Below are 26,474 nucleotides of genomic sequence, written 5' to 3'. Positions count from 1 at the left end.
GCCTGTGGTCATGTCGCGTTGCACAAAGACAACAGCTCGATAGGGACGCGATTACACATCGCGCCCCCAGACTTGGCCGACGAGATCCTTGCCGAAGCTGTGGTGCGGCGCCTCTTCGAGCAGTTCGAATCCTGCCTTTTCGTAGATGCGCCGGGCATCGGCGAGCACGCTGTTGGTCCAAAGGATCATCCTTTTGTAGCCAGCGAGCCGGGCGAAACGCAGACATTCGTCGACTAGGCGCCGCCCGATGCCGAGGCCGCGTGCGCTCGCCTCGACATAGAGCAACCGCAGTTTCGCCGTGTCGTCGTTCTCGCGCACGACGAACACCGATCCCACAGGCCTTCCGTCCTTCTCCGCGATCCAGCAGCGTTCCGACTTCGGATCGAACTCGCGAATGAACTTGGCGACGATTTCAGCGACGAGCGCTTCGAACTCGGCGTTCCAACCGTATTCGTGCGCATAGAGCACCGATTGCCGATGCACGATCCAGCCCATGTCGCCAGGGCGCGGATCGCGCAGGACGTAGGTGGGCTCGGCTTCGCCGAGCAGCGCATGAATCTGCGTCATGGCGTCGACGAGGTCGAGCTGCGCGGGCTCCGCCAGGCGCTTCAGCATGGCGCCGACTTCGCGCTTCGATGCGTCGTTCAACGGTCGAAACGCTTCGCGTCCTTTCTTCGTCAGTTCGAGTTGTGCCACGCGCGCATCGGTGGTCGAACGTGTTTTGACGAGCAATCCCTTCTTTTCGAAGCCGGCGATGACTCTGCTCACGTAGCCGGCGTTCAAGCCCAACTCCCGACACAAGTCGGAAGCCGTAATGCCGATCCGGTGCGCGAGCTCGTACAGGATGCGCGCCTCGGTCAACGAGAACTGGCTGTCCAGCAGGTGCTCGTGCAAAAGACCTATCTGACGCGTGTAGAAACGGTTGAAGCGACGCACGGTTTCAGTGCGATCGTCGAGCTGGGCTGGCGTCATGGGGAGGTCTCCATATTTGCTTTTAGCACATTATTAGTTGCTAAAAGCAAATATGTCAACGAATCGTCGAAGGCCGAGCCGGGGAGAGCATCGACCGAAAACGCCGAATGCTTGGCGCAATGCGTGGGCATGCGCCCCACTGTTTCGTGAGTGACACCGGCTATCGTTGTGGTCGCGCCCGCCGCTCGGAGAAAGGCGGCGCTGTACGAATTCAATCTTTGGAGACAGGGGATGGCCAAACGTATCGGATCAGAGACCGAGGGTGCTGCTCGCGGTGTGAGTTCGTTGGAGGTTGGCCGGTTTGCGCGGCGACGGCCCGTTGCAGGGCTGATATCGATTGTCGTGGCGTTGTGGGCGTGGGGCGCATCGGCGAAGTTGGCGCATGCCGCAGGACCGCTTCCGAGCGGCGGCCATTTCATCGCTGGTTCTGGATCGATCGGCGGCAACGCCGGCGCACTGACGATCGATCAAGCGACGAGCCGCGGCGTGATCGAATGGTCGAGTTTTTCTATCGGCGGCGGCAACCGGGTGACGTTCAACAACGGTGCGGGCGCGACGCTCAATCGTGTGACGGGCGGCGATCCGTCGGCGATATACGGGACGTTGTCCGCTACGGGCAGCGTTTACTTGATCAACCCGCAAGGAATATTGATCGGGCCGAGCGGCGTCGTCAGCACCGGAGGCCGTTTCGTCGCGTCGACGCTCGATACCTGCACATGCGGCTTCATGAAGGGACATCCGCTGACGTTCAAAGGCAATTCGAACGCGGGCATCATCAATCTCGGCACCGTGGGCTCGACAGGCGGCGACGTCATGCTCATCTCGAGCAACAGTATCGTCAACGCGGGTCGAATCTCGGCGCCCCACGGCACGGCCGAGATGGCCGTTGGACAAAAGGTGCTGCTACAGGACTCATCGACGGGCAGGCAAGTGTTCGTCCAATCGGGCAGCGGCGGCAACATCGAGAACGCCGGGCCGGTCGATGCCGCGCAAATCAGCTTGCAGGCAGCCGACGGCAACATCTTTGCGCTCGCGGGCGAGCACACGACGCTTCGCGCCACCGGCACCGCGACGCGCGGCGGGCATGTCTGGCTCGTGGCGGATACGGGCGCCGTTGCGCTCGGCGGAACGATCGAGGCAAAGAATGCCGACGGCAGCGGCGGCACGGTCGATACCCATGGCGCATTGCTCGAACTCGGGGCGGACGGCATCAAGCCACTGGTGAAGGCCGGAAAGTGGAACGTCAGCACGCCGGATTTGACGATCGACGATCCGGCGGCTGCCACCTTCGCTCGGAGCTTGAACGCAGGAACGTCCATCGATGCGCAAGCGACGGCCGCCCAAGGCGGCACCGGCGACGTCGACGTCATGTCGTCGATTCATTGGAACGGCGCAGCATCGCTGACGCTTGGCGCCGACCACTCGCTGACGATCGAAGATGGCGCGACGATCAAGAATCACGGAGCGGGGAACCTGACGCTCGACGCCGATGCCTCGTCGATCGACAACGGCGGCAGTGTGATCAACCACGGCGCGATCGACTGGTCGAAAAGCACCGGCATCGTCAGCGCGTACTTCGACATGAACGGGACCTACGTTCCGGGCATGCTCTTCAGCAATGCGGCATGGGCGCCGCCTACGTATAGCGGTCTTGCTGCCCAAATCACCGGCTACGAACTCGTCAATACTCTTTCCGATCTGGGCAAGGTACCCGGCAATCCCGCTGGCAACTATGCGCTCGGGCGCGACATCGAGGCGGGCGGCGCTTACATCGAGCCGTTGGCCGACACGCAGCCCTTCAGCGGCCAGTTCGATGGGCGCGGCCACGCTATCGACCAGCCCGGACTCTATGCGCCGGGCCTTTTTGGCGTGATCGGGAAGACCGGATCTGTCCGCAACCTGGGGCTGACGAACATGTCGCCTTACTGTGTCGATTGGTGCATCAACGGGAACCTGGCCGAGGAAAACGACGGGACTATCAGCCGCGTCTATACGACGGGCCGCGTCTCGTTCATCCTCGATCCGGATTCGCCCACGTCGCGGAGCTCCGATTTGGGTGGGCTGGTCGGAACGAACTTCGGTACCATCGCCCAATCGTGGAGCAGCGCCACGGTGATCGGGGCAACCGACATCGATATCGCCCCGGGCGCGGGGCAAGTGGGCGGCCTTGTTTCGTCCAATTACGGCACGATCACGCAATCGTATGCGACCGGAGACGTGAGCGGGGGAAGTGCGTCGACCGTTGGAGGGCTCGTCGGCGGCAATTACGGTTCGGTCACGCAGTCGTTCGCCACTGGTTTCAGTCAAGGCGGTTCAACGGGCGGCGTGATCGGTAGCGGTACAGGCGGCAGCAACGACGACTACTGGAACGCCCAGGCCACAGGTGTCAATGTCGGCGGTGGCGGCATCCCGTCGCAAAACGGTCTCACGACAACACAAATGAGCAACCCGGCGAGTTTCGTAGGTTGGGATTTCGGCGCGGGCGCCGCGTGGGTGATGCCCTCCGGTGCGACGCATCCCGTGCTGCAATAGCAACTGCAAGCGCTGCATGACGCGCGGGGCGTAGCACGCAACCGATCGCCCCGCCTCGCTCACGAAGGACAGCTCAGTTCAGCGTGGACGTGGGCTTGCGCGTGAGATGTTGATGATGCGTCTTGACGGCCATGCTGTGATGCTTCGACGTCGGGCTCGTCGCATCGACATCGCCCACGCGATCCGCTTGCGTGTCGGAGCGATCTTCCGCGCGCGCCAACCCCTTGTCTCGATCGCCGGAGATCGGGCCGTTGGTGTTGCTCATTCCCTTGGCGCTCATATGTCCCGCTGACATTCCGCCTGCGCCCATCGCAGCGCCCGTCGCGCCGCCATGGCCTCCGCCCGCACCGGCGCCTCCATTGCCACCACCACCTCCTCCACCGCCACCTCCGCCTCCGCCTCCGGCAGCGAATGCCGCCGAAGAGACGGCCAGAGCCAAACTAGTCACCGCAATTACTGCGAAACGATTCGTTTTCATATAGTCCTCCCAAGCGAGCGCCTGTGAGGCGATTGTACGAACCTCGTGCCGCAAATCAACGCAACCTTGTTACCGGTTGTATCGAGACGCAACGGGCGTGGACGACCGCGGGACGGCCGGATTGCCCTCGGCGAGCTTGAACGTGGAGACGGCGCCATCCAGGCTCACCGCCTGCTCTTCGAGCGTGCGCGCTACATCCGCGGCCGCCTCGCTAACTTGAGCGGATTCAACGAACCGCGCGGGGCGGCTCCGAGCCCGGCTCGCACAGATTGCATCACGTTGTGATATAAATGTCACCCTGCGGCCGGAAAGGCCATTGCATCAGTGCGTGTCAATCAGAGGAATTTCATGAGCGAGCACAAGGGCGATTTTGCGACCGACGTCAGGCTTTTACGCATCACCGCGATCGCGGCAGTCGGCGGCGCGCTGAGCACGGTCGCTGCCGATTTCTTGCTCCACTTGATTCGGTTGTTCAACAACCTGTTTTTCTTTCAGACGATATCGACGGCCAATCGCTCCCCGGCGGAAAACACGCTGGGGTGGATCGTGATTGCAGTGCCCGTCGTTGGCGGGCTGCTGGTGGGACTGATCGCCCGCTTCGGGTCGGAGCAAATACGCGGGCACGGTATTCCCGAAGCGATCGAGGCGATCTTGTTCGGCAAGAGCAAGATGTCGCCGAAGGTGGCCGTGCTCAAACCGCTCGCGTCCGCCATCGCAATCGGTAGCGGCGGGCCATTCGGCGCGGAGGGCCCCATCATCATGACGGGCGGCGCGATCGGCTCGCTCGTCGCGCAGTTCTTCCATTTGTCGAGCGCTGAACGCAAGGCGTTGCTCGTATCGGGCGCCGTGGCGGGGATGACGGCGGTGTTCGGCACGCCCGTGGCGGCGGTCCTGCTCGCAATCGAATTGCTCTTGTTCGAACTGCGGCCGCGCAGCCTGCTGCCGGTCGCCATCGCATGCGCCGTGGCCGGTTTTACTCGCCCGCTGTTGCTCGGCAGCGGGCCGTTGTTTCCACTGCATACGCTGCCGCTCGGCCCCATCGGCATCGTTTCTTCGGCCGTGGCCGGTTTGATCGCGGGCTCGTTGTCGTGGGGCTTATCGACCTGGCTCTATAAGGTGGAGGACGCGTTCGGCAAGTTGCCGATTCATTGGATGTGGTGGCCGGCGTTGGGGGCCATCGCGGTGGGCATCGGCGGGTATTTTCAGCCGCGCACGCTCGGGGTGGGATACGACGTGATCGGCGACCTGCTGCAAAACCACCTCGTCTTGCACGCCGTTGTTTGGATCGTGCTCGTCAAGGCAGTGATTTGGGTCATCGCCTTGGCCTCGGGCACGTCCGGCGGCGTGCTGGCCCCGCTGCTCATGATGGGCGCCGGGGTGGGAGCCATTGTCGGGCCGTACATGCCCGGCGGCGATCCCACGGTGTGGCCGCTCATCTTCATGGCCGCAGCCCTCGGCGGCATGATGCGCGCGCCCGTGATGGCGGCGGTGTTCGCCTTCGAATTGACCGGCGATGCGAATGCGTTGCTGCCGTTGCTCGCGGCGGCGGCGGTGGCCTACGGGTTTACCGTCTTGCTCATGCGCCGCTCGATTCTGACCGAGAAGATCGCGCGCCGCGGGTATCACATCTATCGTGAATACAGCATCGACCCATTGGAACGGCACTATGTGGACGAAGTGATGACGGTCAACGTCCAGACGATCGATGCGAACACGTCCATCGCCGATGTCATCCGCGAATACTTCGGCGCCACGCAGAAATTTCGCGCTTATCCGGTGGTGGACAAGGGGCGATTGGTCGGCATGGTGGACAAGGCCTTGCTCGATCGTGCTCGCGCGGGGCGGGGAGATAGCCCCGATGGCCTCATCGGCGAAGCGTTCGCGCGATCGCGGCCCGAAACGGCATTGCCGGGCGAAACCTGTAGAAACGTGGCTGCCCGGCTCGCGGCGATGGGGCTCGATCGCGTGCCCGTGGTGGAGGATCAAAAGAACTACCGGCTGGTCGGCATCGTGTCGCGGCACGACCTGCTGAAACCGTCGGTGTCCGTCTTCGCCGAGGAACGTCAATTGGAGCAGTTCCGGCGCGTCTGGCCCTCGAGCGGTTCGCGGTTCGCAACCATCGAGCGCAATGGCGATAGCGAGAGCGGTGACGAAGCCGGGAGCCCACGCATTGGCGTCATCCGCCAAAAGATCACGGCGGAGCACCGCGAGGGGTAGCTCCTCGCTTCGTTTCGTTTCGTCTAGGAACCTGTCAATCGTTCCCGCTGCGCCAGCGACGGAAATACCTTCGTCCAGAGCGCAACGATCAAGATCGTCCCGGCGCCCCCGATCAAAACCGACGGCACGGCGCCGAACCAACTAGCGGTGATTCCCGATTCGAATTCGCCGAGCTGATTCGATGCGCCGATGAAGATCGAATTGACGGCACTGACGCGGCCGCGCATGTCGTTTGGCGTATCGAGCTGAACCAACGATTGCCGCACCACCACGCTGACCATATCGAACGCGCCCGTTAGCGCGAGCGCCGCAAGCGACAACGAGAACGAACGGGACAGCGCGAAGAGCAAGGTGGCTAGCCCATACAGCGCCACGCATCCGAGCATCGTTTTCCCCGCGCGGCGTTCGATCGGATTTCGCGTGAGATAAAGCGAAACCGCCAACGCGCCGCCCGCCGGCGCCGATCTCAACAATCCAAGGCCCCACGAGCCGACATGCAAAACATCACGGGCGAAGATCGGCAGCAGCGCCGTGGCGCCCCCGAACAACACGGCGAGCAAATCGAGCGAGATCGCGCCCAAGATCTGCTCTCGTTGCCAGATGAAGCGAATGCCCGCTAGCAAGCTGTGCAAAGTAACGGGCTCGCGGGCGGGGCGCACATGGTCGTAGTGAATCAAATAGAGCATGACGGCGGCGAATACGGACAGCGCCGCGCACGTTGCATAGACGACGGCCGCCCCGGCTACGTAAATGAAACCCCCCACCGCCGGGCCTAGAATCGTGGCGAGCTGCGATGCGGCCGAACTGATGGCCAAACTTTGCGGAAACGATGCGAGCGGAACGAGGGTAGGCAGCAGCGCTTGCTGCGTTGGCAATTGGAAGGCCCTTGCTGCACCCAACGCAAGCGATGCAAGTAGAAGCACTTCGCGCCCGAGCCATCCATACAGCGTGCCCACCGTCAGCAACAAGGCCGCGCCGCCTTGCACGAACTGGCATCCCATGAGGATATAGCGGCGATCGTATCGATCCGCGACCTGCCCGACGACCAGGCACAGTGCAAGCGCCGGGACGAATTGCGCCAAGCCGACCATGCCTAGATCGAAAGCGCTATGGGTGACGTCGTACATCTGCCAGCCGACGATCACCATCAGCATTTGATTGGACATCGTCGTCGCGATGCGGCTGAAAAGGAAATAGCGAAAGGACGGAATTTCGAGAACCGTGTTTTTCATGTGCCGAGGGGCGCGACGAACGAGGCTCGGTATTGTAGAGCGGTAGCGCGGTAGCGCGCCGCGCGGCGCCGTCGTGCGCCCCCAGCAAGCCTCGCAGTAGGCGCTTCGACCGGCCCCCCCGGCACCTTTTGCTTCCAACCCCCTGCAGCAACGCTCCCTGGCAACCATCGTCAGGCCAACCCCCCCTTGATTTCTGGTTGCAACTTAATACCGCATAAACTACCATTCACATGGTTTTATCTTGAAACCATTATGCGAAAAGACACGCCCCGGTGGACGCCGCGACCGGCCCTTCGAACATCGAATCGAGAAAACAGCCCATGGATATTTCCTATACGCGCTCCTATAAAAACACCGTTGCCTTGGCGGCGATATGCCTCGCGCAACTGATGTTTGCCTTGGAGATTTCGAGCGTGCCCGTGATTCTGGCGACGCTCGAGCAGACACTGCATGCGAGTTTCAAAGATCTGCAATGGATCATGAATGCCTACACGATCGCCTGCACCACGGTACTGATGGCAGCCGGCACGCTTGCGGACAGGTATGGCAGAAAATTGCTATTCGTCATCAGCTTGTCGGTGTTCGCCGCCGCCTCGTTGATTTGCGGCCTGACGCATAGCGCGCCACTCTTGATTGCCGCCCGTTTCGTTCAAGGCATGGGCGGCGGTGCCATGCTTATTTGCGTCATCGCGATTCTCTCCAGCCAGTTCAAAGAGGGCCCCGAGCGCGTCAAAGCGTTCGGCATTTGGGGCATTTTCCTTGGTTTCGGCTTGGGCTTCGGGCCGATGATCGGCGGTGGCATCGCCGCGTTATCGGGCTGGCAGTGGGTCTTTCTGGTTCACGTGCCGATCGGCGTGGTGACCTTGCTGCTTTCGCTCGGCAGCGTGGAGGAGTCGAGCGATCCGGAGGCGAAAAAACTCGATCTCGTCGGTATGGCGACGCTTTCGCTGGCGGTATTGGGCCTCACGTACTACATCACGCAAGGTTCCGAAATCGGCTTCACGAGCCGCGCGGCGCTTTGCATCATTGCCGCTACGCTCGTCAGCTTCATCGTCTTCGTGTGGGTGGAGCAAATGAATCCGCATCCAATGTTCGATTTCTCCGTGTTTAGGATCAGAAGGTTTTCCGGTGCGATCATGGGCTCGGTGGGCATGAATTTCAGCTTTTGGCCGTTCATTATCTTCCTGCCCATTTTTTATCAGACCGGGCTTCATTACGACGTCGTTACCGCAGGGCTTTCGTTGCTCGCCTATACGTTGCCGACGCTCGTCGTCCCGCCTATCGCCGAGCGGCTCTCGCACCGGCATCAACCGGGCGTCGTCATTCCGTTGGGGATGTTTACGATCGGCTTGGGCTTTATCTTGATGCGCTTTGGCGCCACCGTATCCATGGCGAGCGGATGGACGATGCTGCCCGGTTCGCTGATCGCGGGTATTGGCCTGGGCTTGACCAACACACCGACGACGAACACGACGACGGGCTCCGTGCCGTCCAACCGCGCCGGAATGGCCTCCGGAATGGACATCAGCGGCCGGTTGATCAGTCTTGCCGTCAATATCGCGGTGATGGGGTTCGTCCTCGTGGCCGGCATCGTCGACTACTTGCGTCACGCGCTGCCCAATGCACTGAGCGCAACCGATTTACAGACTTTGGCCGAGCGCATTGCGGGCGGCGGCAGCATCGAATCGCTCCATGAGCACTTCCCCGTGCTCGGGCAAGCCGATCCATCCGGCGCTATCATGCATGCCGCGCTGGTGCAAGGATTCAGTTGGTTGATGCTGTACGGCGGGCTGGGCGTTTGGGTGCTCGGCGCAATCAGTTTCCTGATCTTCTCGCCGGGCAAGGCTGAGCAGGGGGCGCGCGCGTGATTGCTGCGACACCGCAGACGCACCATTGACGCCCCGTGTCCGCACAGTCGTCACCGATATCTCGCCCGGCAAAGCGAGTTTTATAATGGGACCACTTGCGCCGCCGCTTCGCACGATTGAGATTCGCGATGTTGCGGCGCACGCGAGGCCCGGCGATCCGGCTTAAATGCAAGCATGATTCGCGCGAAGGCCAAGTCGATCGAGTGTGAGACCGGAGAAGCGTGATGGTGAAGCGAACGAGTCACAAGGAAGCGCCTTGCGCTATTGCGAGGCCCTTGGACGCGATCGGCGATTGGTGGTCCTTGTTGATCGTTCGCGATGCTTTCAATGGGCTCGAGCGTTTCGGCGAATTTCAGAAGAGCCTCGGGCTTGCGAAGAACATCTTGACGGTACGCCTGCGCAATTTGGTCGAGCACGGCATTCTCGAAACGGTCCCCGCCTCCGAGGGCAGCGCTTATCAAAAGTACGTGCTGACCGAAAAAGGCAAGGGGCTGTTTCCGCTGCTGGTCGCGCTTCGGCAATGGGGCGAACAATACTTTTTCGAAATGGACGATTGCCCATTGCGCCTCATCGACAAGCGGCAAGGATTGCCCGTCAGGCGCTTGGAACTGCGCTCGCAAGACGGGCGGCTGATCGGCCCGGACGACACGGCGGTGGTGCCGGTCGACGAGATTGGGTCACCTTATGTGGCGCCTTCATCATCGGTGCGTGACCACGAGACGTCTAACGAAGGGGAACGATAGGGCGCTTCGCAATGAGGACCCGCACGGCGCGGCGGGTCCGTTTCAACGTCGATTGCGGTAGTCCAGGGCTTGTCGCGACGATCGCTCGAGCGCTAGCGAGCCGCAACCCCCTCATGGCCGTTTCGCGTTTGCCACCAGTATCTTCCCGCCCGCAGGTTCGGATCGGTAATCGCCAGATAGGTGGTGCTCCACAGCTGCGCGGCGTTCGCTTCGGTCGCGTCGGCGCTGTGCGTGCCGAACGCTTCGGCCTGATAGGCGCCGTTGGCATATGACCACGTCCACATCTCCGAGGCACGCATGTCGGAGGCGTTCGAAATCACCTGCCAAATTCGCGAGCGCGCATTGGCGAGCAGCGTTCTGATGTCGGCGGGCAAATCCTGACGCGCGAGTTGCCGGTCGAGGCCGGCCACCCACATCGCCTGCTGCCAAGACCAGATCACGGTGCCGTGATACGCCGCGTTGGTGAAGCGTGGCCATAACGAAGAATTGGCGTAGGCCGGATTGGCGATCAGCATCCCCGCATCGGTGACGAGACCCACCGGGAACGGCTGCACGGCGGCGGTCACGATCCGGGAGAGGACGTCGGTCGATGGCGTGCCGAACAGGAGGGCGAAGCCGCCATCTGAGTTCATGATTGGAATCGGATTGCCTTGCTCGTCGAGGGACAGCGCGTAGAACGATGTCGTCGTGCTCGGCAGCGTACCCGCGGGGACGCCGGTCTGCGCGGCGTAACTTGGCACGGCGGTCGCGGCTTGTGCGGCTGAAATCGACACTTGGAACAATGCGGCCGCGGCGGACTCCCAAACCGATGCCTGCTGTGCGGCGTCCGCTAGCGCGGTGCGCTGCTCGCTGTTCAGGTATGGATCGAGCAGGCCGCTGTCGAGGAAACGGCTCGCGGCCCGCAGTGCGGCCGGAACGAGTATCGCGTTGACATCGTACGGGTACACGCCGCCGCCGAGGCCGTCAGTGCTGTCCCGCCAATTACCGACGATTTGGCCGGAGCGTAGGTGAATGAGGTTCGACGCGACGCTTTGCTGTGAAAATGCGCGCGCGGTATTGGCAACATGAACCAGATTGGTCACGAATCGGCTGCCGTTGGTCTGTCCGCCTTCTTCCGTCTGTGCAAGATAGGCGGCCGCCCGGGCCGCGCCGCGTGCATCGTCGATGAGCCACGCCGCCATCACTGGGGCGAGCAGGTAATCGCCGTCGATCATTTTATAGTCGTAGGTGGGCGTGGCCGTGTTGCCGCGCCCATTTCGCTCGTTGTCGATGACGGCGAATTCGCCGATGCCTTCTTCATGCGCCACGATCCCGTCGGACGAGAGCCGGCTCAAGACGGCGGTGAGTCCAGCCTCGATGGCGGGGGGCTGTAGGACGGGCATTAGCATGCGCACGGAGATGAGCGTGTCGCGGCCGAAGTAGGTGTCATACTGCCAAGAGCCTGCGAGGAGCTTGTCCTGGTAGCTCAGGAATTCGACGACGTTCTGGCTTTGCGTATCCGGGTTGACGGTGTTGTTGAACAGGTTGACGTGCGTGATCGGCGTGAGCGGTCTTTCGCCGGTCCACGCGAGAACGCGCAAATGCACGGCGTTATCGCCATGCGCTGCATTGAACACGAGCGAGCCCGCCGCATTCGTGCTGACCGTGCCGCCGTTGATCACCTGAACCACGAGTGCGTAGCCGGGCGCACCGTCGACGCGATTGCGCTGCCAATGAATCGTATTGCCGTTCACGACCGGCTGGGTCTGGACGTTGGGCGGGACCGAATAGCCGCCGTTGAAGTCGCGCATGAAGCGCACCGAGGTGAGTAGCGCGCCACGCAACGTCAATTGATTGGTATTCACGGAAACATTGGCCGAGATCCCATAGAGATCGCGGCCCTGGTTGTCGCGGTTCACGCTGGGAGCGATCGGTGAGTCGAGGGTCCAGGCGACGGGCTGAGCCGTATCTTGGAACCACAGGCCCGTGCCGCTGTTACCGGCGGGAAACACGACCAGCAGCCTTGGTTTGGTGGATGAGCGCATGAGTAAATGCGCGGCCACATTGCCTTGACGGTAGAACGCGTTGGTTTGGCCGCCCGCTTGCATTTGAAAGGCGAGGGCGTCGCCGCTAGGTTGCGCGCTATCGTCGTTGCCGCCGCCGGAGCAGGCGACGAGCAGTGTCGTGAGACCAATGAAAATGTAAAAAGCGCGATTCCAAACGAATTTCTTCACATATGCCTCCATGTTCGTTTGTTATGGAATTTCGGGGATGCCGATTGACGATGGCGTGGAGCGTGCTTGGGTGTTTTCGTTGAGCGTTGGGATTTGCGGAAATAGACGCTCGTGGCGGAGCAAGCGATGTGCCGCTATTTTTAAAGAATCGCAAATTCTCGTTTTTGGCGCTATCGGCCGATTTCGGGCGTCGGGGCCATCACGCTCATTGCAAGCGTGACGCATGAAGTGAGAGAATGTCGTATTGCCGGTTGCAGTGAAGGCTATTGGTTCGTGTATGCGAAACCCGCTGCCGGCTTCTGCAGGGAACAGATGGATGTGCAAGCAAAAACGCCCCTCCCGATGGGCCGCGACGCCTACGGGAGGGGCTGGCCACACCGGGGAGGTGGCCGGATCATCGATATCGATTACTTCGGGCGGATTCTGATGAGAAGGTACGACCCGTCCAAACCGACATCACGAATACAGAGCGCTCAGCGATTGTAGAGAGATATTTGCGCTCTGCGAGTTTTGCACGCTATCCGCATTGACGAACACGAGTTGTTGCCCGTTGCCTTGCAGCGGCCATGAGTACGCTTGATAGGGAACGACGTTTTTGGTGACTTGGCTCGTGGCGCTGCCCACGGCCTGGATGAGCAGTCCCGGGTCGACCAAGGAATTGACCACGTTGACGATCGCGGACTGTTGCGCGAACTGAATCGCGATGAACTGGTTGATGTTGCTTTGGATTTGCGCTTGATACCAATGCGAGGCTGGCACCGTGTAGTAGCGGGTGAATTTGGTGAAGGCGTGCGGTTGACCGTCGGCCGACAACGCTTGGTTGTTGATGCCCGTGGTGTCGACAGGCATCTTGACGCTGGCGATATAGGTTTGGACTTGCGCACCAGGCTGGTTTTGTAGCATGGCGGCCGATACCGTAGTGGTGTCGGAGCCATTGACGAATAGCACGGATGCAAGGCCCTGGTTGCCCGTCGTCCCGGGCACATGGACGGAAGCCGGCGGTTGGGACTGACTCCAGACTACGGAGATGTTGGCACCCGCGTCGTTGCCCGCGCTGTTGTAGAAGATCAGGCCGTATATCTGGCCAGAATTGAGTTGCTGGCAAGTGGCAGTGTCACCCGGATTAAGCGTAATCAATTGCCCTTTGTTCCAATCCTGTAAACTCATGATGGCCTCCTGAGTGGTTCAGTGATTTCGCCCGCTCGAAGGTTCGAGCGGGCGATACAATCGCCAAATTTTTACGCTATGGGGCCTGAGCGTCGCATTAAGCGACAGGCGGCCAGCGTCCGGAGTGACGATATCCCCGGTTAGCGCTTACTTATTTACGAGTAGCGATAATGGCGTCTGTCGGCGCCGCTGCGGCTCGCATTATCGTTGCGAATGCCGACTTTAAATGGCCCGGTCCAAGGGCCTCGCGTCTTTTTAATTCAATTGGTACGCCAATTATTGGCGACGCAGTTCCATTTCGCTACCTAGCAGATGTGGTAGGTAACGAACAAGGCGTACTACAGCCATGTCCAGGCGAGGTCAGTAGGGTGTGCTGCTGAGATGCGATTGGCTCGACAATTCGCGCGTATTGACGCTAGCCGACGGACTGTGACGCAACTCGTCACGACTGGCTCGCGCATCGCAGGCTCCTGCATTGCCTATGCGCGCGCCTGCCAGCCGAACGACGCTAAGACCGATCCGGTCGCGAAACCGCCTCGAATGCGTCGGCTGAATCGCTCAACGGCAAATTCCACCGAGCACTGCGCAGACGATCGCCTCGGGGGCATCCTCCTGAACGAGATGCCCGGCGCTCGGCACTTTGATCAGCATGCCGTGCGCGATTCGGTCCGCGAGTGCCTGCCCTTGCTCGAGCGGAATCCAGACGTCGTCCTCACCCCAGACGATACGGACAGGGAACGGCGGTGGCGCGTAACGTGCTTGGGCTTCCTCGACGTAGCGCTGGTCCATCTGCGCGATCTGGCGATAGAACGCCGCCTGGCCCGCCGCCGTAAGCCACGGCGACCGATGGATGGCCAACGCCTCCTCGTCCAGAGGCCTAGCAGCGGCATTGCGGATATAAGCCGATAGGAGCGCGTGATGCGCGTAGGCGGGTAGGCCAGCGAACGCCGCTTCGTGCTGCGCCACATGCCGCACGAACGGCGAACCTTGGGGCGTGATTGCGACGGGATTGACGAGCGTCAGATCGGCGTACGCGATGCCATCGAGAAAATGCGCCCGCAGCACGGTCGCACCGCCATAATCGTGTGCGAGCACCCGCGGCCGCTCGATGCCCCATTCGCGCAGCATCGCGCCGAAGAGCTTATTTTGGATGCCCAGCGACACGTCCGCGTCCGGCATGTCGGATTGGCCGTAGCCGAGCAGATCGTAGAAGAACACGCAGTGCTTGCGCGCGAGCCACGGCGCGATCCGGCGCCACACCTGCGACGCAAACGGTGTGCCATGCACCAGCACGATGGGCGGGCCGTCGCCCAGCTTGCCCCATGCGATCCGGTGGCCATCGAAGATGAAACGGTTTGGGAGTTCTAGCATCATCGCACTCCTTCGTAACCTGTTAATGACGTATAATAGGTTACGGTAGCTATCGCCGTCACGCAACCGTCAAATAGAAATTAATGGTTACTTCGACTGAACATCCATCTCATGAACATCCATGGGGCGACGCAGACTTCGTCGGTGGTCACCCCGCGCTGGACTTTCTCAACACGGTGGCAGACAAGGGCAAGACGCGCGTGGAGGAGAAGCTCATGCAATGGCGGGACATGCACGCTTGGGCTGCCGCTGCGGGGCTGCTAGCTCCGGATGATCTGAAGCGTTTTCGTCAGCACCCGGGGCTGGACGGCGCGGACGAACTGATTGCGCTGCGTCGGTTTCGCGAAGTCGCGTATGAGGCGATCCTAGATGTGACGAGCGGAAGGGGCGATGGGCGAGCGATGGACTCGCTTGCTGTGGCGATCCGCGACGCGATCGGCCGCAGCACGTTAGCTGCATTCGAGGGCCGCTTCATATGGCGGCCCGACGGGCAGACGGCGTGGCGCTGGGTCGATGCAGTCGCGCTCGCTTTCGAACACCTGATGCGCAGTGACGATTTGGGCAGGGTTCGCCAGTGCGGACGGTGCACTTGGTTCTTCGTCGATCGTGGCCGCGGCGCTGGGCGGCGTTGGTGCGATATGCGCACTTGCGGCAATCGCGCGAAGGTACAAGCGTTTCGCGATCGATGATCGCGTGTGGGTCAGGCCACGGCGCAGCGTGCTGCGCCGGTCCAGGTCAAAACAAATGCCGGATGCCCGCCATCAAGCCCAACTGGCCCGCGCCGGCTGCGGGTGTCGTGCCACCACCGCCCGAGCTCAAGCTGTAATGCGCTCTCGCGCTGTTCCATAAATACGAGCCTTGAAGGTAGACGGCCGTTTCTTTCGACAGGAAGTACGTGCCGCGCAGCGTCGTCATGGTCGCGCGTGTGTCCTGCTCGCTATTGACGATTCTGAACACTTCGCCATCGATCAGAGCTGCTGGTGTGATCAGATACGACGCACCGACGAAGAAAAGATTGGAGCGCACATCGGGGACTGCCGGCGATACGATTTCGACATGACGTCCCAGCCAGCCAGCGCCGAGCTTCACATGGCCGAGCTTCGCGTACCCGCTCGCTAGCATGCGAACGTCCTTGTCTCCCTCGTTGGTCAATCCGAATGGGGCGAGACCGTTGAAGAAATTGGCGGCGGCGCCGGTGCCGCCGCGTTGCTCGTCGTACGCCGCGGAAACGCCGAATACCGATGCGTCGTACTTCACCATCGCACTCCACTGGCGGCATTGCGTGAAATGCCCCGCTACCTGACCGGCGCACGTTCCTTGGCCGGGCGAATTGCCTGTCCCCGTGGAATCCCTGCCGAGCGAGTACGTTGCGCCGAGCGTTAGCCCGTGAAAGGCGCCCATGTACGCAATCGTATTGTCGCTGCGCGCGTTCGGAATATAAGCGTCGAGCGATGCACTGCCGTAAATGTCAGGACCCAGGATATCGGAGTCCGCAAGGCCCCAGAACGTCATCGAGTATTGCCGCCCAAAGGATACTTGCCCCCATGGTCCTTGCAGGCCGACCCACGCTTGGCGGCCGAACAGCCGGCCGCCCTGACCCATATCTCCAGCCCTCGGATTGAAGCCATTTTCGAGCTGAAACACGGTCTTCAGTCCGCCGCCGAGATCCTCGGCGCCTTTGAGGCCCCATCGGGAAGGTAACTCGCCCGTTATACCCGGCATGCGTATCAAGTTTCCACCGGCCGCGTTCGCATGCGATACGTATTCGATACCCGTGTCGATCACGCCGTACAACGTCACGCTGCTTTGGGCGAACGCCGACACGCTGAGCATGCCGAGTCCACCGATCATCCATGTCGATAGTTTCATGTGTCTCCGCTCCGCTAGGAGGTCGTATTTAATTGATTCGATGCATCGATCGCGGACGGGTTACGCGTTCCCGTCCGGGCAAGGGGGCCATCAAGCAATTGCGGGTTTCGTTTCGATCGCTGGGCTCTTTCGGCCACACGCGAAGATTGCGACGGAGGCAATGACCGCCGGCACGGCGACGATCGAAAACAAGATCGGGAAGGTGATGTTGGCCGAGAGCAGCGCCCCTCCAACGAGTGCGCCCACAACGGATCCGAGGCGGCCGATGCCAAGCGCCCAACTGATCCCCGTCACGCGGCTGGCGGTGGGATAGTAGCGGGCAACGTAGGCGTTCGCGCCTATCTGAGAGCCGCTGATGCAGAAGCCGACACCCATGACCGCGGTCGCCAGCAACGCGCCGGTCGCTATGCCGGTGGCGATCAGAAAGAGCCCTCCGAAGGCGTAGGTAGTAGCGAGAACGGCGGTCGGACTGATCTTATCCATCAACCGTCCGATGAGCAGCGCGCCGATCGTTCCGCCGATCTGATACATCACCGCTACTTTGGAGGCGAGAACGAGCGGCATGCCTGAACGATGGATCAGCGTCGGCAGCCAATTCGTCAGCAGATACACGACGAGCAAACTCATGAAGAACACCACCCAGAGCAGCAGCGTGCCCGACCGGTATTCGTGCGTGAAAAGTTGGCGCACCGGCGAGCCGCTCTTTGGCGCCTCCTGCAAGGTGAATCGCGTGTTATCGGGAACCGTGAGCGGTGCGATTTTCCGCAAGAGGGTTGCGATCTTCGCGCGGTGATCGTCGTTTCCAAGCACGAGGTAGCGGACCGACTCGGGCATGGCGGCCAGCATGACTGGGACCAGCATGAGCGGTAGGACGCCGCCGAGAATCAGGACGCTACGCCAGCCGTACGTCGGCAGCAACTGCGATGCCGCCACCCCGCCCAGGCCCGACCCCAAGGTGAATCCGCAGAACATCACGGTTGTGAGGAGCGACTTCTTGCGCTCCGGGCAATATTCGGAGGTCAATGCGATGGCGTTTGGCATCGCGCCTCCCAACCCTAGACCGGTGACGAAGCGCAATGCGACGAGCAGTTCGATGTTGGGTGCGTAGGCCGTCACTAAGCTGGTCGCCCCAAAGAAGGCGACCGTCGCGATGAGCGTCGCGCGGCGGCCGATGCGATCGGCGAGCGGGCCGAAAAATAACGCGCCGACCATCAGCCCGATGAGCCCCGAGCCGAATAGGGCGCCGAGAACGGAAGGGGACAGGCGCCATTCTTGACTGAGCGCTGGTGCAATGAAGCCGACGCACGCCGTATCGAAGCCATCGACTGCCACGCAGGCGAAGCAAAGCAGCAAGACGCGCCATTGAAAGAGGGATATGCGCTGGTTATCCAGCCAACTGCGGATTTCGAGTGTACTTTGGGAAGATTGCATGTTTCGTCTCCAGACTATGTGTGCTCTTTGTTGTGTCGCGAAGGTTGCCGATTTCATATGGGCGCGTCTACGCCGGCACATGAATGCGTGTTATTCACGACAGTTATTTTGGTCTGGAGCCCAAGCCCTACGGCTGGTTTCGATGCGTCGGGTTCGTGTCCAACGACGCTAGATCGAGAATTCGTCGAACACGAGTTGCCGGATCCATTGATTGCCCGGCTCTCGGTGATTCCTCGCATGCCATAACACGTTGATCGCGATATCCGGAATCTTGATCGGACACGGCGCGCTGACGAGGTCGAACGGCGCGAGCGTGCGCGTCGCATAGGCCTCCGGTACGACGGCAATCAAGTCGGTCGTCTGCAGAATGTGACCGACCGCCACGAAGTGCGGCACACGTAGATGAACGTTGCGCTGAATCCCGGCGCGTTGAATCGCGGAATCGACCATGCTATGCCCGGTCCCTTCCGCAATGATCGATACATGCTCCGAGTGCAGAAACGCCTTCATCGTCATGCCGGTTTTGGCAAGAGGGTGTCCTTTCCTGAAGAGGCAAACATACTTTTGTCTGAACAGACGCCGCTGGAAGAAGCCTGTCTTGAGGTCGGGTAAAAAGCCGATGGCAAGGTCGACGTTGCCGCGTTCCATGTCTTCGCGCAGCGTGTCGGATTGATTGCGCACGGTGCTGATCGAGACGCCGGGGGCAACCTTTGCCAACCGCTTCATAAGGTCGGGCAAGAAGTAAATCTCGCCGATGTCGGTCATGGCGATCGAGAACGCGCGCGTACTCGATGCAGGGTCGAAATGGGACGTGACGTTCAATGTGCTATGGATCGCGCCCAGTGCATAGCCGATCGGTTCCGCGAGCGTCTCGGCAAATGGCGTCGGCACCATGCCCTTCGACGTTCTCAGGAACAGCTCATCCCCAAGCGCCTTCCTCAGACGGTTCAGTGCATTGCTGATCGCTGGCTGGGAAATGCCAAGCGTTGCGGCGACGGACGAAACGCGCCGTTGCCGAAGCAGTTCGTTGAACACCACGAGCAAGTTGAGATCGATTTCTTGAAGTTCCACGCTACGTCTCCTCCGATATGCGAACCATTATCACTTGCGGTGATATCGAATATCAACGGATTTCTATTTATCAATGGAATGGCGAACGGCATCATGCGGGCATAAGTTGAACCACCCGGAGATGCTGGTCCCATGGAAGTTTCGATCCTGCCACTGCAACGAACGCTGGACGTGCGTTCGGGCGACAACCTCCTCGAGGCGCTGCGCACGCATCAGATCCCGGTTTCATACAGTTGCCTGGCTGGGCGTTGTGGCACGTGCCGTTGCCGCATCGTGTCAGGCAACGTGCTCATGACCGGCGCGTCCGATACGAATCAGCCTGCGGCCAACGGGCAGTCGGTTCTGGCCTGTCAGGCGACACTGATCGAAGACTGCGTGATCGAAATCCCCGAAGTCGATGAAGTCGTCGTCCATCCATCGAAGATCATGAAGACGACCGTGGTCGGCATCGAGGACCTCACGCACGACATCAAGCGCGTTCGTCTGGCGTTGTCGAAACCGTTCGAATTCTCACCCGGGCAGTACGCCTCGCTGCAGTTCACGCCGCATCACATTCGACCGTATTCGATGGCGGTTACCGCCAACGCCGAGGAAGTCGAGTTCCACATTCGCGTCGTTCCCGGCGGGCGCGTGACGTCTTACGTCTCCACGGAACTAAAGCAGGGCGATCCGGTGCGGTTGAGCGGACCGCTCGGCACGGCGTACCTGCGGCGAAAGACGTCTGACTCGCTTATCTGCATCGCGGGTGGTACCGGCCTCGCGCCGATCTTGTCGATCCTTCGCGGGATGGCGGAGCACGGCATGGCCAATCCGGTGCACGTGTATTTCGGCGTCAAGTCGCCGCATGACATCTACGGCGTGTGCTGGCTAGACGAGTTGAAGGAGCGGCTGCCGAATCTGACGGCCCACGTGGTGGTGACATCGTCGAACGTGCAAAGCGCCTACCGCTCCGGTGTCGTGACGGAAGCGGTCAACAGCGACTGGGGCAGTTTAAAAGGCTGGAGAGCTTATGTCGCGGGCGCACCGGTGATGGTCGAGGCCGCCTCGATCTTGCTGCGGCAGAAGGGCATTCGGGCAGAGCACGTTTACGCGGACGCATTTTACGCAAGCGGCGTGTGACATTGGCCGATCGCGATTCATTTCTAAGTAGGAGACACATTATGAGCGAGGCCCCCGTTGCATTTGTGCGGCCGAGTTGGAAGGACGGCGGATCGAGCCGGGTTCCATTCTGGGCTTACACCGACGCCGATACGTATCGGCGCGAGCTCGAGCGCTTCTTTTACTCGGGCCATTGGTGTTATGTCGGCCTCGATGCCGAGATCCCGAATCCGGGCGATTTCAAGCGGACCGTGGTCGGCGAACGGTCGGTCATCGTGACGCGGACGGCCGATGGCGACGTTGCCGTCGTGGAGAATGTCTGCGCCCATCGCGGCGTGCGTTTCTGCCGGGAGAAGTTCGGCAATCGCAAGGATTTCACTTGCCCGTACCATCAATGGAATTACGACCTGAAGGGGAACCTGGTCGGTGTTCCATTTCGCCGAGGGGTGAAGGCCGATGGCAAAGTCAATGGTGGCATGCCGGCGGATTTCGATCCGAAAGCGCACGGCTTGACGAAGCTGAACGTGGCTCGACGCAATGGTGTGATCTTCGCGTCGTTCGACCATGACCTCCCGTCGCTCGAGCGCTTCCTGGGCCCTACGATCCTCGAATACTTCGACCGCGTGTTCGATGGTCGCGAGTTGAAGATCCTCGGATACAACCGCCAGCGTATCCCCGGCAATTGGAAATTGATGCAAGAAAACATCAAGGATCCCTATCACCCGGGACTGCTTCACACGTGGTTCGTCACGTTCGGTCTTTGGCGGGCGGACAACAAATCCGAACTGAAAATGGATGAGCTTTTCCGCCACGCCGCGATGATTTCGACACGTGGGGCCGGCGGCAAGGGCGAGGTCACGAGCGGCGTGTCGAGCTTCAAGGACCAGATGACGCTCAACGACAATCGTTTTCTCGATGTGGTGCACGAACCGTGGTGGGGCGCGCCTACGGCGGTCATGATGACGCTGTTCCCGAGCGTGATCATTCAGCAGCAAGTCAATTCCGTCTCGACACGCCATATCCAACCGAATGGACATGGATCGTTCGATTTCGTGTGGACGCATTTCGGATTCGAAGAAGACTGCGAAGAGATGACGCGTCGACGCTTGCGTCAGGCGAATCTCTTCGGGCCTGCCGGTTTCGTTTCGGCAGATGACGGCGAGGTCATCGAGTTCTCGCAGGAAGGTTTCGAACAGAAGCCGTTTCATCGAACCGTCGCCGAGCTTGGCGGACGCGAAGTCGAAAATACCGATCACATGGTGACCGAAACGTTGATTCGCGGGATGTATCGATACTGGCGCCAAGTGATGGAGGTTTGACATGCTGGATTTCGAATCGTATCAGCAGGTGCTTGCGCTCTACGCCGACTATGCGTCCGTCGTGGACAACAACGAATGGGACAAGTGGCCGGAGTTCTTTACGGATGCATGCAGCTACAAGATTCAGCCTCGTGAGAACTTCGACCGCGGTTTACCGCTCGCGACGCTCGCATTCGAGAGCAAGGGGATGTTGAAGGATCGTGTTTACGGCATGACGGAGACGATCTTCCACGACCCGTACTACCAGCGTCATGTGGTGGGCGCGCCGCGGATTCTGCGCGTCGATGGTGGGCGTATCGAGGCCGAGGCCAACTACGCGGTGTTCAGGACGAAGCCGGATGAGCTGACGACGGTGTTCAACGCCGGGCGATATCTAGACACGATTCGTTCTACGCCCGACGGGCTTAAGTTTGAATCGCGAATTTGTGTGTTCGACAGCGAAATGATCGCGAATTCGATCATTTATCCGATTTGAGGTGTGTGATGGCAACGCAATGGATCAAAGTGGTCGAGCTATCGGCCGTGCCGAAAGACGACGTGACGGCGGTGAGCGCCGCCGGCCGGGAGTTGGCGATCTACGGCGTCAACGGCGCAGTGTTCGCGACCGACAACCTGTGCACGCACGGTCACGCACGATTGTGCGACGGCTTTCTCGATGGGCACGAAATCGAATGCCCGTTGCATCAAGGGAAATTCGATGTGCGCTCAGGCAAGGCGATGTGCGAACCGCTCACTACCGACATTCGCACCTATCCCGTGAAGATCGAAGGCGGTTATGTCTTCGTCGAACTCCACGCAGGTGATTGAACGACGCTCGGAGCGCACCGTGCGGGGCTTGTTCGCCGACGGTGCTCCTGCGCGCCGCGATCCACAATCGATCGATCATAAGAGGGAGGCACGCATGACAGCTATTACGCTGGGCGAGCAACGCTCGGCATACTACAAGCAACTTCAGACCAGGCGGCTTTCGCCGCTATGGGAGTCGCTGCACAATCTCGTACCGAAGGAACCCAGGCCCCAGGCGGTCGCGGCGATCTGGAAATACGCGGAGATTCGCGATCTCGTGATGGAGGCGGGCTCGCTGATCAGCGCACAGGAGGCGGTCCGGCGCGTGCTGGTTCTGGAGAACCCGGGCTTAGCGGGAAAATCCAGCATTACCTCCACTCTGTATGCCGGGTTGCAACTGATCTTGCCGGGAGAAGTCGCACCGAGCCACCGGCATACGCAGTCAGCGTTGCGATTCATCGTCGAGGGGCGCGGTGCATGGACCGCCGTCGACGGCGAGCGCACGACCATGCATCCGGGCGACTTCATCATTACGCCGTCTTGGACGTGGCACGACCACGGCAACGCGGCCATCGAGGACGGCGGTGAGCCGGTCGTCTGGCTCGACGGACTCGATATCCCGCTGATCGGCACTCTCGATGCGGGTTTCGCGCAAACCTATCCTGAGGTGACGCAGCCGGTGTTGCGCTCGGAAGGCGACAGCTTCGCGCGATTCGGGCACAACATGGCGCCGGTTCGGCACCGAGTCACGAATCCGTCGTCGCCTGTTTTCAGCTACCCGTATGAGCGCAGCCGTGAGGCGCTCGACGTGCTCTATCGAAACGGCGAGTTGGACGATTGGGACGGCGTAAAGCTGCGCTACGTCAATCCGACGACCGGCGGCTGGCCGATGCCCACCATCGCGACCTTCATGCAGTTTCTCCCCGCGGGTTTTGTGGGCAAGACCTATCGCAGCACGGATGCGACGGTCTATTGCGTCGTGGAAGGGACGGGCGTGGCACGAATCGGCACGGAGTCTTTCGAGTTCGAAGCTCACGATGTGTTCGTCGTTCCGTCGTGGCAGCCGGTGAGCCTCACAGCGAACAGCGATTGCGTGTTGTTCAGCTACTCGGATCGTCCGGTGCTCGCAGCGTTGAACTTGCTGCGCGAGGCGCGCCAGTAGTTCTTCGGCAGAGCGTTTCAATGCTTCGAGCGTTTCTGCGCGATGTTTATTTCAAGGCATAAAAACAGGAGTTCTCGTTATGGCGTATGTGTTCCCCCCCGAGGCGCCCATCGCAGTTCCCGTCGCCGGCAGCGATGCGCAGTTGGCTGTACGGCGGGTGTATTGCGTCGGCCGCAACTACGCGGCACACGCGCGCGAGATGGGATTCGATCCCGACCGCGAGCCGCCGTTTTTCTTCTGCAAACCAGCTGACGCCGTCGTACCAGTGGCATACGATGAAACGCTGGAATTGACGTATCCGGGCCAGACAGCCAACTATCACTATGAGGCGGAGTTGGTCGCCGTGATAGGGAAGGCGGGATCGGATATCCCGGTGAGTGACGCGCTCGGGCATGTTTTCGGTTACGCCGTTGGCCTCGACATGACACGCCGTGACTTGCAGATGAAGATGCGCGAAATGGGTCGGCCATGGGAAATCGGTAAAGCGTTCGATCGCTCGGCGCCGATTGGGCCGATTCATCGTGCGAGCGATGTGGGTCATTTCGAACAGGGCGGTATTTGGTTGACGGTCAATGGCGAAACCAAGCAGAAAAGCGATGTTTCGCATCTCATCTGGTCGGTTGCCGAGACGGTTGCGGATTTGTCGAAGTTCTTCCGCTTGGAGCCGGGCGACGTGATCTATACGGGCACGCCGGAAGGTGTCGGCCCGGTCAAGCACGGCGATGTCATGACGGTCGGCGTCGACCGTCTTGGCGAACTGCGTGTGCGGGTCGTGTGACACCGAGAACGGCCGATGCAACTTTATAACTTCTTCAACAGTTCGACGTCTTATCGAGTGCGGATCGCTCTGGCGCTCAAAGGCGTCCCGTTCAGCTACGTACCGGTGAATATCCGTACCGGGGAGCATCGGATAGAGTCGTATGTCGAGCGACTCAACCCGTCGGCGGCGGTACCGGCGCTGGTTGACAGCGATTTCAGCTTGGGCCAATCGCTGGCGATCGTCGACTGGCTCGACGAGCGCTTTCCCGAGCCCAGGTTGATTCCGCTCGACGGCGAGATTCGCGCGCGGGTGCTCGAGTTGTCGTATCTGATTTCCTGCGACATTCATCCTCTCAACAACCTACGCGTCCTTCGATACCTCGAGACGGAATTGGGCGTCACACCGGATCAAAAGCGCGCCTGGTACAACCACTGGATCGAGCAAGGGATGGCCTGTGTCGAGCGACTTCTCGCGAAACATGGGAAAAGGCCTTGGTGTTTCGGCGATGCACCGACACTCGCGGATTGCGCTCTCGTGCCGCAGATGGCGAACGCGTTGCGAATGGGATGCGAGCTGGAAGCTTATCCGTTGAGCCTGTCCGTGTACCGGCACGCGAGCGCGCATCCGGCGTTTGCGGCTTCGCAGCCGAAACTACAGCCGGACTACGTTGCGCCGTGACGGAAGCAAGGTTTTAGCTGGGCGTTGGCACCATGCCGGCGTGGTCGTGCGCAGTGTCGTTCGATCGAACGAGGTAAGGGATAGAGACGCAACGCGATGATTCGCCTGTAGCCCCAAGATTTCGCGCGGGACGGACCATGGCGCCTCGCTAAGGGCTTTAAGCTGAGCGCTCGCCGCGCATATGGCGGTCTTGAGGAACCGGCATGCCTTCCCCGTTGAAATCGACCCTATGCTGCTTCAATCCGTCCGCGCGGCGCACACGCGGCGCTGGTTGATATCAGCGCCTTCATCGCTGGAGCCGCTATGGGTCGAGCCGATGTCCGACATCACCCGCGACAACGTGGCGACCAAATTGGCACAAAGCGTCGGGGCCGCGTGGCCAGCACTGATGGCGGCGTATCCAGACTTGCATCTCGAACGGGAGGTTGGGGCAGGGCGCGCATGGGACGTGAAGGGGGCGGACGGACTTCGGTCATTGGAGGGTATATAGTTTCGCCATAGTTAACATCCCGATGGGAAGGAAATGTCGAATCAAACCGCTGCGCTGCAGACGGCGATCGACGCTAACAAGGCGACGCTTGACGCCGCACGCCCGCTGCCGACGCATACGGTTGCGTCGCTGCGCGAGAAACTGATGCTGGAGTTGACGTATCACTCGAACGCGATCGAGGGCAACACGTTGACGTTGCGAGAAACCAAGGTGGTATTGGAGGGTATTACTGTTGGCGGAAAGTCTCTTCGCGAGCACTTGGAGGCAACGAATCACCGTGATGCCATCTTGTACGTCGAGGAGATTGTCGCAAAGCGTGAGGCGCTAACTGAGTGGCAGATTCGGAATTTGCACTCGCTCGTCCTAAAGAGTATCGATCCCGAACAGGCAGGCCGGTATCGGCAGGAGAACGTGGTGATCGCGGGCACAAGCACGCCCCCCCCGGACTTTATGCATGTGGCGGCTGAAATGGCAGGGCTGATTGATTGGTACGGTCATTCGGCCGACCTGCACCCGGTCGCGCGGGCGGCGCAACTGCACACGCGGTTCGTGAAGATTCACCCGTTTATCGATGGCAACGGACGAACGGGACGGCTGCTGCTGAACTTCGAATTGATGAGGGTCGGTTACCCGCCGGCGATTATCCGTAAGGAAGATCGGCTGGCATACTACGACGCGCTGGACGTTGCGTGCGTTAGCGGTGACTACGGCGAGATTACGGCGCTGGTGGCTGCGTCTGTGCAGCGATCGCTTGCGGTGTATCTCGAGGTGTTGGGGCTGAGGCCGGTTGACGGAGCCGACAGCCCAGCGTCGTCGCTTTGAGAACGGCGCTATGGCCAACGGGCGCTTCACAGGCCGTTGGATACACATTCTGGATTTGACATAATCCCAATTATCAACGTTTTGGGTGTTAGGGCTTTATGCAAATGTCGTGTTTTAGCTAGATAGAAATGTCGTGTTTTAACCTCGGTATGCTGGTCGGTTCCACGCGGGACAACGGAGCCGGCCATGCATGCC

General features: G+C 60.7%; 21 protein-coding genes and 1 pseudogene. 13 read left to right on the top strand and 9 right to left on the bottom strand.

The features are described from left to right. Positions 1 to 51: 51 nt before the first annotated feature. Entirely contained in the window at positions 52 to 972 is a 921-nt protein-coding gene (locus tag MMB74_RS25325; protein WP_277431410.1) for a bifunctional helix-turn-helix transcriptional regulator/GNAT family N-acetyltransferase, read from the bottom strand. A gap of 231 nt (positions 973 to 1,203) precedes the next feature. On the opposite strand from MMB74_RS25325, the gene MMB74_RS25320 reads away from it, so the two are divergent. Further along, positions 1,204 to 3,504, top strand: a complete 2,301-nt coding sequence (locus MMB74_RS25320; protein WP_277431409.1) for a filamentous hemagglutinin N-terminal domain-containing protein — start codon at positions 1,204 to 1,206, stop codon at positions 3,502 to 3,504. 178 nt (positions 3,505 to 3,682) lie between these two features. Here the strand turns inward: MMB74_RS25320 and MMB74_RS25315 are convergent. Continuing rightward, positions 3,683 to 3,982, bottom strand: a pseudogene (locus tag MMB74_RS25315) (hypothetical protein); the annotation flags it as partial. 348 nt (positions 3,983 to 4,330) lie between these two features. Between MMB74_RS25315 and MMB74_RS25310 the strand changes: the two are divergent. Next, positions 4,331 to 6,199, top strand: coding sequence for a chloride channel protein (locus MMB74_RS25310; protein WP_277431408.1), 1,869 nt, complete (start codon positions 4,331 to 4,333; stop codon positions 6,197 to 6,199). A 23-nt stretch (positions 6,200 to 6,222) separates the two neighbouring features. On the opposite strand, the gene MMB74_RS25305 is transcribed toward MMB74_RS25310, so the two are convergent. Beyond that, positions 6,223 to 7,431 carry an MFS transporter gene (locus MMB74_RS25305; protein ID WP_277431407.1) on the bottom strand — a complete coding sequence of 403 codons (1,209 nt, stop codon included), beginning with the start codon at positions 7,429 to 7,431 and terminating at the stop codon, positions 6,223 to 6,225. A gap of 320 nt (positions 7,432 to 7,751) precedes the next feature. On the opposite strand from MMB74_RS25305, the gene MMB74_RS25300 reads away from it, so the two are divergent. Both MMB74_RS25300 and MMB74_RS25295 read left to right on the top strand, forming a co-directional pair. Continuing rightward, on the top strand, positions 7,752 to 9,299 hold the full coding sequence (locus MMB74_RS25300) for an MFS transporter (protein ID WP_277431406.1): 1,548 nt from the start codon (positions 7,752 to 7,754) through the stop codon (positions 9,297 to 9,299). Between the two features lie 224 nt (positions 9,300 to 9,523). Beyond that, positions 9,524 to 10,042: a helix-turn-helix domain-containing protein gene (locus tag MMB74_RS25295; RefSeq protein WP_277431405.1), complete on the top strand. Its 519-nt coding sequence runs from the start codon at positions 9,524 to 9,526 to the stop codon at positions 10,040 to 10,042. A 92-nt stretch (positions 10,043 to 10,134) separates the two neighbouring features. Here the strand turns inward: MMB74_RS25295 and MMB74_RS25290 are convergent, their stop codons facing one another. From MMB74_RS25290 to MMB74_RS25280, 3 genes are all read right to left on the bottom strand, one after another. Beyond that, positions 10,135 to 12,201, bottom strand: coding sequence for a hypothetical protein (locus tag MMB74_RS25290; RefSeq protein WP_277431445.1), 2,067 nt, complete (start codon positions 12,199 to 12,201; stop codon positions 10,135 to 10,137). Positions 12,202 to 12,711: 510 nt separating this feature from the next. Continuing rightward, positions 12,712 to 13,422, bottom strand: a complete 711-nt coding sequence (locus tag MMB74_RS25285) for a hypothetical protein (protein ID WP_277431404.1) — start codon at positions 13,420 to 13,422, stop codon at positions 12,712 to 12,714. A 558-nt stretch (positions 13,423 to 13,980) separates the two neighbouring features. Next, complete coding sequence (locus MMB74_RS25280; protein WP_277431403.1) at positions 13,981 to 14,793, bottom strand: alpha/beta hydrolase; 813 nt, start codon at positions 14,791 to 14,793, stop codon at positions 13,981 to 13,983. A gap of 83 nt (positions 14,794 to 14,876) precedes the next feature. Between MMB74_RS25280 and MMB74_RS25275 the strand changes: the two genes are divergently transcribed. Continuing rightward, positions 14,877 to 15,482: a CGNR zinc finger domain-containing protein gene (locus tag MMB74_RS25275; RefSeq protein ID WP_277431402.1), complete on the top strand. Its 606-nt coding sequence runs from the start codon at positions 14,877 to 14,879 to the stop codon at positions 15,480 to 15,482. A gap of 46 nt (positions 15,483 to 15,528) precedes the next feature. On the opposite strand, the gene MMB74_RS25270 is transcribed toward MMB74_RS25275, so the two are convergent. From MMB74_RS25270 to MMB74_RS25260, 3 genes are all read right to left on the bottom strand, one after another. Next, entirely contained in the window at positions 15,529 to 16,662 is a 1,134-nt protein-coding gene (locus tag MMB74_RS25270) for a porin (protein ID WP_277431401.1), read from the bottom strand. A gap of 90 nt (positions 16,663 to 16,752) precedes the next feature. Then, positions 16,753 to 18,093 carry an aromatic acid/H+ symport family MFS transporter gene (locus MMB74_RS25265; protein ID WP_277431400.1) on the bottom strand — a complete coding sequence of 447 codons (1,341 nt, stop codon included), beginning with the start codon at positions 18,091 to 18,093 and terminating at the stop codon, positions 16,753 to 16,755. 168 nt (positions 18,094 to 18,261) lie between these two features. Next, positions 18,262 to 19,164 carry a LysR family transcriptional regulator gene (locus MMB74_RS25260; RefSeq protein ID WP_277431399.1) on the bottom strand — a complete coding sequence of 301 codons (903 nt, stop codon included), beginning with the start codon at positions 19,162 to 19,164 and terminating at the stop codon, positions 18,262 to 18,264. Between the two features lie 132 nt (positions 19,165 to 19,296). On the opposite strand from MMB74_RS25260, the gene MMB74_RS25255 reads away from it, so the two are divergent. The 8 genes from MMB74_RS25255 (at position 19,297) to MMB74_RS25220 (ending at position 26,279) form a co-directional block, all read left to right on the top strand. Then, positions 19,297 to 20,283, top strand: coding sequence for a 2Fe-2S iron-sulfur cluster-binding protein (locus MMB74_RS25255; protein ID WP_277431398.1), 987 nt, complete (start codon positions 19,297 to 19,299; stop codon positions 20,281 to 20,283). A gap of 41 nt (positions 20,284 to 20,324) precedes the next feature. Then, positions 20,325 to 21,581, top strand: a complete 1,257-nt coding sequence (locus MMB74_RS25250) for an aromatic ring-hydroxylating dioxygenase subunit alpha (protein ID WP_277431397.1) — start codon at positions 20,325 to 20,327, stop codon at positions 21,579 to 21,581. A 1-nt stretch (position 21,582) separates the two neighbouring features. Then, positions 21,583 to 22,056 (top strand): nuclear transport factor 2 family protein, encoded by a 474-nt coding sequence (locus tag MMB74_RS25245; RefSeq protein WP_277431396.1) that lies wholly within the window; start codon positions 21,583 to 21,585, stop codon positions 22,054 to 22,056. Between the two features lie 8 nt (positions 22,057 to 22,064). Then, positions 22,065 to 22,388: a non-heme iron oxygenase ferredoxin subunit gene (locus tag MMB74_RS25240; RefSeq protein ID WP_277431395.1), complete on the top strand. Its 324-nt coding sequence runs from the start codon at positions 22,065 to 22,067 to the stop codon at positions 22,386 to 22,388. Between the two features lie 94 nt (positions 22,389 to 22,482). After that, a complete protein-coding gene (gene gtdA, locus MMB74_RS25235) occupies positions 22,483 to 23,529 on the top strand; it encodes a gentisate 1,2-dioxygenase (protein WP_277431394.1) in 1,047 nt (348 codons plus the stop codon). A 79-nt stretch (positions 23,530 to 23,608) separates the two neighbouring features. Next, complete coding sequence (locus MMB74_RS25230) at positions 23,609 to 24,307, top strand: fumarylacetoacetate hydrolase family protein (RefSeq protein ID WP_277431393.1); 699 nt, start codon at positions 23,609 to 23,611, stop codon at positions 24,305 to 24,307. Between the two features lie 15 nt (positions 24,308 to 24,322). Then, the gene (gene maiA, locus MMB74_RS25225) at positions 24,323 to 24,967 is read left to right on the top strand and encodes a maleylacetoacetate isomerase (RefSeq protein ID WP_277431392.1); all 645 of its coding nucleotides are present in this window, start codon (positions 24,323 to 24,325) and stop codon (positions 24,965 to 24,967) included. Between the two features lie 523 nt (positions 24,968 to 25,490). Beyond that, positions 25,491 to 26,279: a Fic family protein gene (locus MMB74_RS25220; RefSeq protein WP_277431391.1), complete on the top strand. Its 789-nt coding sequence runs from the start codon at positions 25,491 to 25,493 to the stop codon at positions 26,277 to 26,279. Positions 26,280 to 26,474: the final 195 nt, after the last annotated feature.

Source organism: Trinickia sp. Y13, from assembly GCF_029522115.1.
Lineage (GTDB): Bacteria > Pseudomonadota > Gammaproteobacteria > Burkholderiales > Burkholderiaceae > Trinickia.
This window is presented reverse-complemented; position numbering and strand designations above follow the sequence as displayed.

Excerpts from the sequence above, each read along its gene's own strand:
- maiA (WP_277431392.1), top strand. The coding sequence starts at position 24,323 with ATGCAACTTTATAACTTCTTCAACAGTTCGACGTCTTATCGAGTGCGG.
- MMB74_RS25310 (WP_277431408.1), top strand. The coding sequence starts at position 4,331 with ATGAGCGAGCACAAGGGCGATTTTGCGACCGACGTCAGGCTTTTACGC.
- MMB74_RS25300 (WP_277431406.1), top strand. The coding sequence starts at position 7,752 with ATGGATATTTCCTATACGCGCTCCTATAAAAACACCGTTGCCTTGGCG.
- MMB74_RS25285 (WP_277431404.1), bottom strand. The coding sequence starts at position 13,422 with ATGAGTTTACAGGATTGGAACAAAGGGCAATTGATTACGCTTAATCCG.
- MMB74_RS25245 (WP_277431396.1), top strand. The coding sequence starts at position 21,583 with ATGCTGGATTTCGAATCGTATCAGCAGGTGCTTGCGCTCTACGCCGAC.
- MMB74_RS25275 (WP_277431402.1), top strand. The coding sequence starts at position 14,877 with ATGGTTACTTCGACTGAACATCCATCTCATGAACATCCATGGGGCGAC.
- MMB74_RS25280 (WP_277431403.1), bottom strand. The coding sequence starts at position 14,793 with ATGCTAGAACTCCCAAACCGTTTCATCTTCGATGGCCACCGGATCGCA.
- MMB74_RS25220 (WP_277431391.1), top strand. The coding sequence starts at position 25,491 with ATGTCGAATCAAACCGCTGCGCTGCAGACGGCGATCGACGCTAACAAG.
- MMB74_RS25265 (WP_277431400.1), bottom strand. The coding sequence starts at position 18,093 with ATGCAATCTTCCCAAAGTACACTCGAAATCCGCAGTTGGCTGGATAAC.
- gtdA (WP_277431394.1), top strand. The coding sequence starts at position 22,483 with ATGACAGCTATTACGCTGGGCGAGCAACGCTCGGCATACTACAAGCAA.
- MMB74_RS25230 (WP_277431393.1), top strand. The coding sequence starts at position 23,609 with ATGGCGTATGTGTTCCCCCCCGAGGCGCCCATCGCAGTTCCCGTCGCC.
- MMB74_RS25305 (WP_277431407.1), bottom strand. The coding sequence starts at position 7,431 with ATGAAAAACACGGTTCTCGAAATTCCGTCCTTTCGCTATTTCCTTTTC.
- MMB74_RS25295 (WP_277431405.1), top strand. The coding sequence starts at position 9,524 with ATGGTGAAGCGAACGAGTCACAAGGAAGCGCCTTGCGCTATTGCGAGG.
- MMB74_RS25325 (WP_277431410.1), bottom strand. The coding sequence starts at position 972 with ATGACGCCAGCCCAGCTCGACGATCGCACTGAAACCGTGCGTCGCTTC.
- MMB74_RS25240 (WP_277431395.1), top strand. The coding sequence starts at position 22,065 with ATGGCAACGCAATGGATCAAAGTGGTCGAGCTATCGGCCGTGCCGAAA.
- MMB74_RS25255 (WP_277431398.1), top strand. The coding sequence starts at position 19,297 with ATGGAAGTTTCGATCCTGCCACTGCAACGAACGCTGGACGTGCGTTCG.
- MMB74_RS25320 (WP_277431409.1), top strand. The coding sequence starts at position 1,204 with ATGGCCAAACGTATCGGATCAGAGACCGAGGGTGCTGCTCGCGGTGTG.
- MMB74_RS25270 (WP_277431401.1), bottom strand. The coding sequence starts at position 16,662 with ATGAAACTATCGACATGGATGATCGGTGGACTCGGCATGCTCAGCGTG.
- MMB74_RS25250 (WP_277431397.1), top strand. The coding sequence starts at position 20,325 with ATGAGCGAGGCCCCCGTTGCATTTGTGCGGCCGAGTTGGAAGGACGGC.